Source organism: Vibrio kagoshimensis, from assembly GCF_050337535.1.
GTDB lineage: Bacteria > Pseudomonadota > Gammaproteobacteria > Enterobacterales > Vibrionaceae > Vibrio > Vibrio gallaecicus.
The window spans coordinates 291,732-300,948 of the sequence record NZ_JAKJSZ010000005.1 but is presented as its reverse complement, the minus strand read 5'-3'; the positions used below and the strand labels follow the sequence as shown (position 1 = coordinate 300,948).

Here is a 9,217-nt window from a genome sequence, read left to right as displayed (position 1 = left end):
CTTTATAACTTTATAACTTTATAACTTTATAACTTTATAACTTTATAACTTTATAACTTTATAACTTTATAACTTTATAACTTTATAACTTTGCAGCTAAAGCTTGTGACCGATAAAAAGCCACTACGAATTTAGTCCAATAAAAAAGCCGAGGTACAATTACCTCGGCTTTCTATTTTGTTCTAGTGGAGCTTTCAAATTATTGTACAAACTAACTGAAATCAATCCCCCGCAAACATGTAACCTTCACCGTGAACTGTCACAAATATTTGCGGGTTCTTCGGATCAAACTCCATCTTGGCACGCATTCTCCGAATCAAAACATCAATCGTTCTATCGTTCGGTGCATCAACACGGTGGCTGATCATATTAAGAATACGCTCCCGGCTTAACACTTGATTTGGGTATGAAGACAGAGCAACCAATAACTCATACTCTGCTTTCGTTAATTTAACTGGTTCACCATTTTTACTTAATGCGCGACGTGGGATATCGAATGTCCACTCTCCGAAACGTACAATAGTCTCATCTTCCGTTTCTTCTACTGCAGCCGTATTTGTCTTGCGTGCAGCCGCTATGCGCCATAGTAAATTTTTCACTCGAACCAACAACTCGCGAAGTTCAAATGGTTTAGTAACATAATCATCAGCCCCCATTTCAAGGCCTACAATTTTGTCGATGCTATCCGTGCGTCCAGTGACTAAAATAATTCCAATGTCTGATTGACTGCGTAATTCGCGAGTTAGCATCAATCCATCTTCGCCTGGTAAGTTGATGTCTAGCATAATCAGGTCAACGTTGTTTTGAACCAACACTTCCCTCATCTGAGCGCCACTTTCAGCTTCGCTCACTGTGTAACCTTCATTCTGGAAGTAACCAACCAGTTTACTTCGGGTTACCACATCATCTTCAACGACTAATACGTGATAGCTCATCTACACCACTTTTCTTATTTAATAGTTTCATTGACTATTCTATTCATAACTCGTAACAATTCTAGTCGCCAGTAAGATAAAAGCCAGAAACATGGTTTTTTTTTGATGCAAGACAAGCTAAAACCTTGCTATTTACCGCTCAGAGCAATTCAATATAGGCATTACGACTTAAGTTTAAGTCTGTTCACTGAATCTCAGCCGTTTTTAGGCGTCACCTTATGAAGGTAGGAATAATTGATGAAAGAAATGAAAGCATTCAACGAGAAAAGAGCTGAAATTTACTGGTGGCTATCAAGCTTATTTGCTAAAGAATTAACAGAATCAGAATTAGAGCATTACAAGTCTGTTGAAATTCGTTCATTTCTAGCTGGGTTAGGCGAAAATGAAACGCTGAAACCAGCAATAGATAAACTCGTCGATGCCTTGAACCGCTCTCAGAATCGTGACGATGAACAGCTTGAGCTTGCGGCTGACTTTTGTGATTTATTCTTAAAATCCGATAAGTACGCCGCTTTGCCTTATGCATCTTTGTATATTGGTGATACTGGTCTACTAAATGGTCAACCTGCAAAAGACATGGAAACACTGATGGCTGAGCATGGTGTAGGAGTTAGTGCTGATCTAAATGAACCAGCGGATCACATTGCCATTGAACTCGATTTTCTTGGAAATTTAATCATCCGTTCTAACGAAAATCAAAACAGTGAAGAGTTTGAAAGTAGCTTCCTTGAACAAAAACAGTTTATCGAAAAATACCTACTTACTTGGATACCAAGATTCCAAGCAAAGTGTACAGAATTCGATAAATTTGGATTTTACGCAAGCGTTGCAACACTGCTCGTAGCCTTTTGTAAACTGGATCTAGAATACCTAAGCGGTGAATAAAGCGATATTCTAGTATTGATAGAATATTTAGATGTAAATGTGACAATTCACCCATAATTATGGGTGAATGTTATTGCGGTCATTTTCCAGTCAGTCTAAAATTGTGATCGCAAACGATAAAATATGAAACACCATCAAAATGTTGTGCTTTACTGATCATGAGCATTTTGAAATTGAAAACAAGCCGCTCTGATTAGCGGTTTTTTGTTTTTTAGCACTTTAATACCATTAGAAAAACTTAACCAGTGCTCTCACTCTGGTAGCTTTACGGCTACTTTGCTGCCCTACTCTCTAGTAAAGTAGCTTTTAACAGGATAAAATCATGGCCACTATAAAAGATGTCGCTCGATTAGCCGGCGTATCAACAACAACTGTTTCTCATGTCATCAATAAGACTCGCTTTGTTGCAGAAGCGACTCAAGAAAAAGTAAATAAAGCTGTTGATGAATTAAACTATGCACCTAGTGCTGTTGCTCGTAGCTTAAAATGCAATACGACACGTACTATCGGCATGCTAGTTACTCAATCTACCAACTTATTCTTCTCTGAAGTCATTGATGGTGTAGAAAGCTACTGCTACCGCCAAGGTTATACTTTGATCCTTTGTAATACAGGTGGTATTTACGAGAAACAACGTGATTACATTCGCATGCTGGCTGAAAAACGCGTAGATGGCATTTTAGTGATGTGTTCCGACCTAACAGAAGAACTTCGTGAAATGTTAGATCGACACGCGGATATCCCTAAAGTAGTGATGGATTGGGGTCCTGAAAGCTCTCAAGCAGATAAGATCATCGATAACTCTGAAGAGGGCGGCTACTTAGCAACAAAATACCTACTAGAAAAAGGCCATACACGAATTGCTTGCTTAAGTGGTCATCTAGATAAAGCGGCTTGTACTGAGCGTATTGCAGGTTACCACCGAGCATTAAATGAAGCACAAGTTGAATTGAATGATGACTTAATCATTGAAGGTAACTTTGAATGTGATACAGCTGTAATTGCTGCAGACAAGATTGTAGCTATGGAAGACCGCCCAACAGCAGTATTCTGTTTTAACGATACAATGGCACTCGGTTTAATGAGCCGACTACAGCAAAATGGGCTAAAGATCCCTGATGATATTTCAGTTATTGGTTATGACAACATTGAGTTGGCTGAATACTTTTCTCCGCCACTGACCACCGTCCACCAACCTAAGCGACGCGTTGGAAAAAATGCTTTTGAAATATTGCTAGAACGTATAAAAGATAAAGACCATGAAAAACGTATTTTCGAAATGCACCCAGAAATAGTGGAACGAAACACAGTTAAATCACTGAAATAAATAAAGCATTCATAAATGCGCACATTTAAGTGCGCTTTTTTACAAACAAAACAAATGCACTTAGTCACACATTACGACTATCATTTACTGAATGAGTATCACACTTTAAAAATTCAAATGTGAGCTTTGTTCAACAAAATACTTATTCTGTCAAAAGTCACGCACAGGGCAAACCACTTTAAAGAGTGAGACGCAAAGCCTCCGGCCTAAGCCTATATTGGTATGGTAGCGGGGTTGCCGATGGCAAAATGAAAGATTTACCGCTAACTGACATTTTATAGCAACATTTTGCTACTCTCTCGGACCTGCTTATTTGGTGGCATAATTCAAATACACCGAGATAAAACACATGGATAAACCACTACTAAAGGACTCGATGAAGTTATTTGAGTCCCTAGGAAAAATAAAATCGCGTTCAATGTTTGGTGGGTTCGGCCTATTTGCTGACGAAACTATGTTCGCGTTAGTTGTGAATGATCAACTACACATTAGAGCTGATAAAAACTCTGCGGATCAATTCAAACAACAAGGGTTTCAACCGTACGTCTACAAAAAACGAGGGTTTCCTGTTGTTACTAAGTATTTCGCTCTTCCTGATAACATTTTGCAAGATCTACAACAAACTCTCAATTTAGCGGAAGTTTCTCTAAACTTCGCAAAAGATGAGAAAAAGGAACAATCTTCAGCAAAACCTAACCGCTTGAAGGATCTCCCAAACCTTCGACTTGCGACTGAAAGGATGCTTAAAAAAGCCGGCATTGATTCAGTGGAAAGGCTGTATGAATTTGGCTCTGTAAATGCCTACAACGCTATTAGGCAGTCTCATTCATCAGATGTAAGTCTTGAGTTGTTATGGGCATTAGAGGGCGCTATAAAGGGTATGCACTGGTCTGTTATCCCTCAACAGCGACGAGAAGAGCTTATCAGCCGAATTAATTAAGTTAATCAGTCACTTTCACACCCAAAAGCCACATTATTTGTGGCTTTTTTTATTTTCAATGAAAGTTAATGCCTTGATTCCCTGTCTAACTATAATAATGATATGAAGTGACATTTAGAGGAAGTATTCATGAGTAAAAAACTAATTTTAGGAATCGTACTACTGGCAACCATCATCATACTAGGTGTCAACTTTGGTCAGTATTTAACTTTAGAGAATGCCAAAGCTCAACAAGTACTTTTAAATAACTATATTGAAAGTAATTTCTTACTGGCGGCAGCGATATACTTCATTGTTTACGTCATGATTACTGCTTTTTCGATCCCTGGCGCCGCGGTAGTGACTCTACTTGGCGCAGCCCTATTCGGTTTTTGGGCAAGCCTTGTTTTGGTTTCATTTGCAAGTACCATTGGCGCTACATTAGCTTTCCTAAGTAGCCGATTTTTATTACGTGACTGGGTACAAAGTAAATTTGGTGACAAGTTAGCAACCATCAACCAAGGTGTTGAGAAAGACGGGGCATTTTACTTATTTTCACTTCGTTTAATCCCAGTATTTCCGTTTTTCTTAATTAATTTATTGATGGGTCTAACGCCAATCTCCATCTCTCGCTATTACTTAACTAGCCAATTAGGCATGCTTCCAGGTACTGCTGTTTACCTAAATGCAGGTACGCAACTTGCGGAAATTGATTCATTGTCGGGTATTGTTTCACCATCCGTTTTACTCTCATTTGCATTGCTTGGTTTGTTCCCAATTTTAGCAAAATGGGCAATGGCTAAATTTCGTTCAGGTCCGGTGGCTGAATAATGAAAATATTTATTGCGAGTAATCCTGCAGAGGCTCACATTGTATGTGGACTTCTACAAAGTGAAAATGTGGAGTGTGAAGTAAGAGGAGAAGGTCTATTTGGGCTCAAAGGTGAATTACCCTTTACCGAAGAAACTGATCCATACGTTTGGTTACCAAATACTGAGTACGCACCAAGAGCTAAAGTGATTGTGGAAGAGTACCAATTACAACAGACATCAATACAGTTTGAAGAATGGGTATGCGAGAATTGTAGAGAAAACAATGAGCCACAATTTGGATCTTGCTGGCAATGTGGAGCTCAATCCCCTCAAAGCGAGGTTAAAATTGAGCTGCCTAGGAATACATCTGAATAATAGTAATTATTAACTAAAGGCTAACCTCTCTTGTTAGCTTGAAGCTAAGTATTACAGCAAATAGCTTCTAAGCTATTTGCTTTTGTATAAAAGCAATAGAGCGCTTGTTGAATTCATCCGGTTGCTCTACGTTGCATACATGCCCACAATTTGGTATTTCCACTAGTTCACTTGCTTGATGTGCCTCAACCATTTCTTTCACGGGTTGAATAAACATATAGTCTCTTTCCCCCATCAAATACAATGTTGGGATCGGTAATTCACGATCCTTAAAGTACTTCATTATAGGGTTCACATCAGCTGTTAAGATGAACCAACGTTTAAATTCTTTTTGACAAAGTTTCTTAGCTTCTCTAATAAATAAGTGTCGAGACTCTTTTTGGCTCTTCTGTGGCATCACTACATAAGCAAATAAGCTGTATAACCACATGTAAGGGATAATATGCTTACTCAGGTTACCAAGCTTAATCAGAATTTGTGAACGGGTGTTAAGGCGAGTTACAGCTCCTCCTAGCACCATTGAGCGAACTCGACTTGCTGCAATTTCCGCAACATTACGTACAATTATCGTTCCAAGAGACATGCCGACGAAATGAGCAGAACGAATTTTCAAATGGTCGAGCACTTTCAAAATATCAAGAGTTACAGCTTTGAAGGTATATCGGTTGGCTATTAGCTCTTTTAACAAAGCATTAGATTTACCATGTCCACGTAAGTCGATTAACAGTAAATTAAAGTGCTCCTTGTAAGCTTTTATTTGCTTGAACCAAATAGATGAACTGCCACCAGCTCCATGCACAAAGACCACCCACTCATCGCTGGTCGGGTGTGTGAATGTTTTATGGAATAATAAAGTCTCTGACATATCCTTCGCTTAAATCACGTTATGCTCACATTGAGCTTTAGGGGGCTAGGCTAGCACGCTATTAAACGGGCTAAGTGATGACAATGTCAATCATATCATTAGTTAAATGAATGACTCACCACTTCATCACACCTAAAATTTGTCTATATTTCAAGCATCTTACTAATATAAACAATCAGATCTGACAACAAATAAAAAGGCGCTCTAACTTAAGAGCGCCTCTATTAATCACAATAGTTTAATCTAAAACTTAAAACGCAGTTCTATACATCTCTAGATATTCTTCAGCTGCTTGTTCCCAGCTAAAGTTCTGTTGCATTGCATAAAGCTGAACACGTTTGATTTCTTGTGGGTTTTGAGCATAAAGCAGTAATGAACGATGAAGAACATTAAGCAGTGCTGAAGGAGTTGGTTCATTGAACGCAAAGCCCGTCGCTAGCTCAGAGTTTTCGTCATAATCATTTACGCTATCTTTCAAGCCGCCAACACTGCGCACAATTGGCAAAGTACCATAAGCCATACTGTAGATTTGGTTTAAACCACACGGTTCAAATTCCGAAGGCATCAAAAAAAAGTCTGAGCCAGCTTCAACCAAGTGAGCAAATTTATTGCTATAAGCTTCAATGAAAGCAAACTTATCTGAGTTTTTCGCCGCCAAGTCTTTCAACTGACTAGCCAAAACTGGGTCACCCGTACCAACAATCACAATTTGTAGATCATTTTTCAAAAATTGCTCTACGATTGGCAGTAAATAATGAACGCCTTTTTGATGCGTTAAACGGCAAACCATTCCATAGACTGCGCAGCTTCTTATTGGTAATCCAACGTCTTCCTGTAATTGTTGCTTACAGGCTGACTTCCCTCTTACCATACTATGCATTGTTGCTTTAAACTTGCGAGGCAGAAACTCATCAGTTTCAGGGTTCCAAGCGCTGTAGTCACAACCGTTCAGGATGCCAAATAAATCATCGGAGCGATGCTGAAACTCATAAGCCATACCATGACTGCCAAGCTCTGTTTTCAACTCTTCAGCATACGTCGGGCTAACTGCATTGATTTTGTCTGCACACAATACACCAGCTTTTAGCATAGTAACGTGAGTGTCACTTACTGCTGCTTCAGGGACATTATAGCTATGCATCTCTGGAAAATTTTGCAATTCATCATAGGTGAATACACCTTTGAATACCGCATTATGAATTGAAATAACACTTCGAGTTCCAGCAAAAAATTCATGTTCCTGGTAACGTGACTTCAGTAAGAACGGAACAAAACCTGTATGCCAATCATTTGCATGAACAATATCAGGCTGAAAGCCTAACTTAGGTAACATGTCTAAACTCGCAGCACTGAAAAATGAAAACCGTTCGCCATTATCACTGTAAGCTTGGTTGTTTTCTGCATACATTTCAGGTCGGTCAAAGTATTTGGGACAATCAATGCCGAATACTTCCACCCCTTCAACATTCAGCTTCTTAACGCGATAAGCAGTATGAGGCCAATGCTCTAATTCTGATTCAAGAATTACTTCAGCAGAATCAACATCAGGTATCTTACTATAAGCGGGAATACATACTCGCACATTTTGCTCAAGTGTTTGTAACGCTATAGGCAGCGCCTTGGCTACATCAGCCAAGCCACCACTTTTAATCAAGCCTTCAACTTCTGACGCTACAAAAAGTACTGATAACGTCTTAGTAGCCAACGCGTGCTCCTTTAGGAATGACCACAATACCTTCATCTGATACGTGGTAATGCTTTTTATCTTCTTGCAGGTTGACACCTATTTGAGTTCCAGGAGCAATGTCAGCATCTTTATCAACGATAACGCGACGAAGCACACAGCCCTCGCCTACTTTCACATCACCTAAAAGGATACTTTCGCTAATATCACATGTTGATGCGATGTTGCTACGGAAACCAAGAACACTTTTTTCAATACGAGAACCACGTACGTAACTACCGCTACAAACCAAGCTATCGATGATTTGAACTCGTCCATTGTCTGAATCAGAGAAAGTTGCAGGTGGTAGAGGCGGGTAATAGGTATGTAAAGGCCACTTACGGTTATAAAGCGAGAATGGCGCATCCTTTTTCAGGAGATCCATATGAGCTTGCCAGTACGCATCAATCGTACCTACATCACGCCAATACACTTCCTCTTTTTCGCCAGTAATGCGGTTAGTACTGAAGTCGTAAACAAAGACATCACCACGAGGAAACATATTAGGGATAATATCTTTACCAAAATCGTGTGTTGAACCTTCTTTATCCGCATCTTCAATAAGTTCAGCAAACAAGTCTTTGGCTTCAAAAACATAGTTACCCATTGAAACTAACGCTGATTCTGGGTCTCCAGGAATGCATTTTGGATTAGCTGGTTTTTCTTCAAACCCAATCATACGACCTTCAGCATCAACTTCAATAACACCAAATTCAGAGGCCTCTGCAAGCGGCATGCGCAATGCTGAAACCGTTAGTGAAGCTTCTTTCTCTTTATGGAAATCAATCATCTGCTTGATATCCATTTTGTAAATATGATCAGAACCAAAAATACAAACTTGATCAGGCTGCTCCAGCTCCATAAAGCCTAAGTTCTGGTAGATTGCGTCTGCAGTCCCTTCATACCAACGCTTACCTGTACGCATTTGCGCAGGGATAGGGTCGATGAAACGATCTGTAATACCATTAATATTCCAACCCTTTTTCATATGGTGGAATAGAGATTGAGATTTGAACTGAGTAAGTACGTAGATCTTCATAAGATCAGCGTTTACGAAGTTATTTAAAGCGAAGTCGATCAGGCGGTAACTACCACCAAAAGGAACTGAAGGTTTACTCCGGGATTCGGTTAAAGGTCTCAAACGCGAACCTTCACCACCAGCAAGAATCATTCCCAATACACCAGCCATTTTATTCTCCATATACTTATAGCTTGTCGTGTTAGTACCCATATATGAGTGATCTCGGGGGATGGATACTAACTATAGATTTAGGTATTTAGTAAATATTCATTCATAAATTATGAGAATAACACTAAGCCAAACGTTGTTATGTGCGCCCTATTATTGGCACTTTGTTTTTATAAGGTATCGATTT

General features: G+C 39.4%; 9 protein-coding genes and 1 riboswitch. Of the genes, 5 read left to right on the top strand and 4 right to left on the bottom strand.

Features of this window, described 5'->3' with window-relative positions:
- Window positions 1-221: 221 nt before the first annotated feature.
- Window positions 222-935 (bottom strand): two-component system response regulator TorR, encoded by a 714-nt coding sequence (gene torR, locus L4C37_RS06295; RefSeq protein WP_137372481.1) that lies wholly within the window; start codon window positions 933-935, stop codon window positions 222-224.
- Between the two features lie 237 nt (window positions 936-1,172).
- On the opposite strand from torR, the gene torD reads away from it, so the two are divergent.
- From torD to L4C37_RS06270, 5 genes are all read left to right on the top strand, one after another.
- A complete protein-coding gene (gene torD / locus L4C37_RS06290) occupies window positions 1,173-1,820 on the top strand; it encodes a molecular chaperone TorD (RefSeq protein ID WP_273296954.1) in 648 nt (215 codons plus the stop codon).
- A gap of 322 nt (window positions 1,821-2,142) precedes the next feature.
- Window positions 2,143-3,147, top strand: coding sequence for an HTH-type transcriptional repressor PurR (gene purR, locus L4C37_RS06285; RefSeq protein ID WP_429768141.1), 1,005 nt, complete (start codon window positions 2,143-2,145; stop codon window positions 3,145-3,147).
- A 157-nt stretch (window positions 3,148-3,304) separates the two neighbouring features.
- Window positions 3,305-3,389: riboswitch (cyclic di-GMP riboswitch) on the top strand.
- A gap of 107 nt (window positions 3,390-3,496) precedes the next feature.
- Window positions 3,497-4,087: a TfoX/Sxy family DNA transformation protein gene (locus L4C37_RS06280; RefSeq protein WP_273296956.1), complete on the top strand. Its 591-nt coding sequence runs from the start codon at window positions 3,497-3,499 to the stop codon at window positions 4,085-4,087.
- A 129-nt stretch (window positions 4,088-4,216) separates the two neighbouring features.
- Complete coding sequence (locus L4C37_RS06275) at window positions 4,217-4,897, top strand: TVP38/TMEM64 family protein (RefSeq protein WP_137372477.1); 681 nt, start codon at window positions 4,217-4,219, stop codon at window positions 4,895-4,897.
- Window positions 4,897-5,253 carry a putative signal transducing protein gene (locus L4C37_RS06270; RefSeq protein WP_137372476.1) on the top strand — a complete coding sequence of 119 codons (357 nt, stop codon included), beginning with the start codon at window positions 4,897-4,899 and terminating at the stop codon, window positions 5,251-5,253. The genes L4C37_RS06275 and L4C37_RS06270 overlap by 1 nt, the downstream gene beginning before the upstream one ends.
- A 67-nt stretch (window positions 5,254-5,320) precedes the next feature.
- On the opposite strand, the gene L4C37_RS06265 is transcribed toward L4C37_RS06270, so the two are convergent.
- The 3 genes from L4C37_RS06265 to glgC all read right to left on the bottom strand — a co-directional run bounded on the left by L4C37_RS06265 (window position 5,321) and on the right by glgC (window position 9,072).
- Window positions 5,321-6,118 carry an alpha/beta fold hydrolase gene (locus L4C37_RS06265; RefSeq protein ID WP_137372475.1) on the bottom strand — a complete coding sequence of 266 codons (798 nt, stop codon included), beginning with the start codon at window positions 6,116-6,118 and terminating at the stop codon, window positions 5,321-5,323.
- 250 nt (window positions 6,119-6,368) lie between these two features.
- Window positions 6,369-7,823, bottom strand: coding sequence for a glycogen synthase GlgA (glgA, locus tag L4C37_RS06260; protein ID WP_429768140.1), 1,455 nt, complete (start codon window positions 7,821-7,823; stop codon window positions 6,369-6,371).
- Complete coding sequence (glgC, locus tag L4C37_RS06255) at window positions 7,813-9,072, bottom strand: glucose-1-phosphate adenylyltransferase (protein ID WP_257217084.1); 1,260 nt, start codon at window positions 9,070-9,072, stop codon at window positions 7,813-7,815. Before glgC ends, glgA begins: the two co-directional genes overlap by 11 nt.
- Window positions 9,073-9,217 lie beyond the last annotated feature (145 nt).

What these genes read in the sequence shown, in the direction of transcription:
- glgC (WP_257217084.1), bottom strand. Translation starts at nt 9,072, where the DNA reads ATGGGTACTAACACGACAAGCTATAAGTATATGGAGAATAAAATGGCT.
- L4C37_RS06270 (WP_137372476.1), top strand. Translation starts at nt 4,897, where the DNA reads ATGAAAATATTTATTGCGAGTAATCCTGCAGAGGCTCACATTGTATGT.
- L4C37_RS06275 (WP_137372477.1), top strand. Translation starts at nt 4,217, where the DNA reads ATGAGTAAAAAACTAATTTTAGGAATCGTACTACTGGCAACCATCATC.
- L4C37_RS06280 (WP_273296956.1), top strand. Translation starts at nt 3,497, where the DNA reads ATGGATAAACCACTACTAAAGGACTCGATGAAGTTATTTGAGTCCCTA.
- L4C37_RS06265 (WP_137372475.1), bottom strand. Translation starts at nt 6,118, where the DNA reads ATGTCAGAGACTTTATTATTCCATAAAACATTCACACACCCGACCAGC.
- torD (WP_273296954.1), top strand. Translation starts at nt 1,173, where the DNA reads ATGAAAGAAATGAAAGCATTCAACGAGAAAAGAGCTGAAATTTACTGG.
- torR (WP_137372481.1), bottom strand. Translation starts at nt 935, where the DNA reads ATGAGCTATCACGTATTAGTCGTTGAAGATGATGTGGTAACCCGAAGT.
- purR (WP_429768141.1), top strand. Translation starts at nt 2,143, where the DNA reads ATGGCCACTATAAAAGATGTCGCTCGATTAGCCGGCGTATCAACAACA.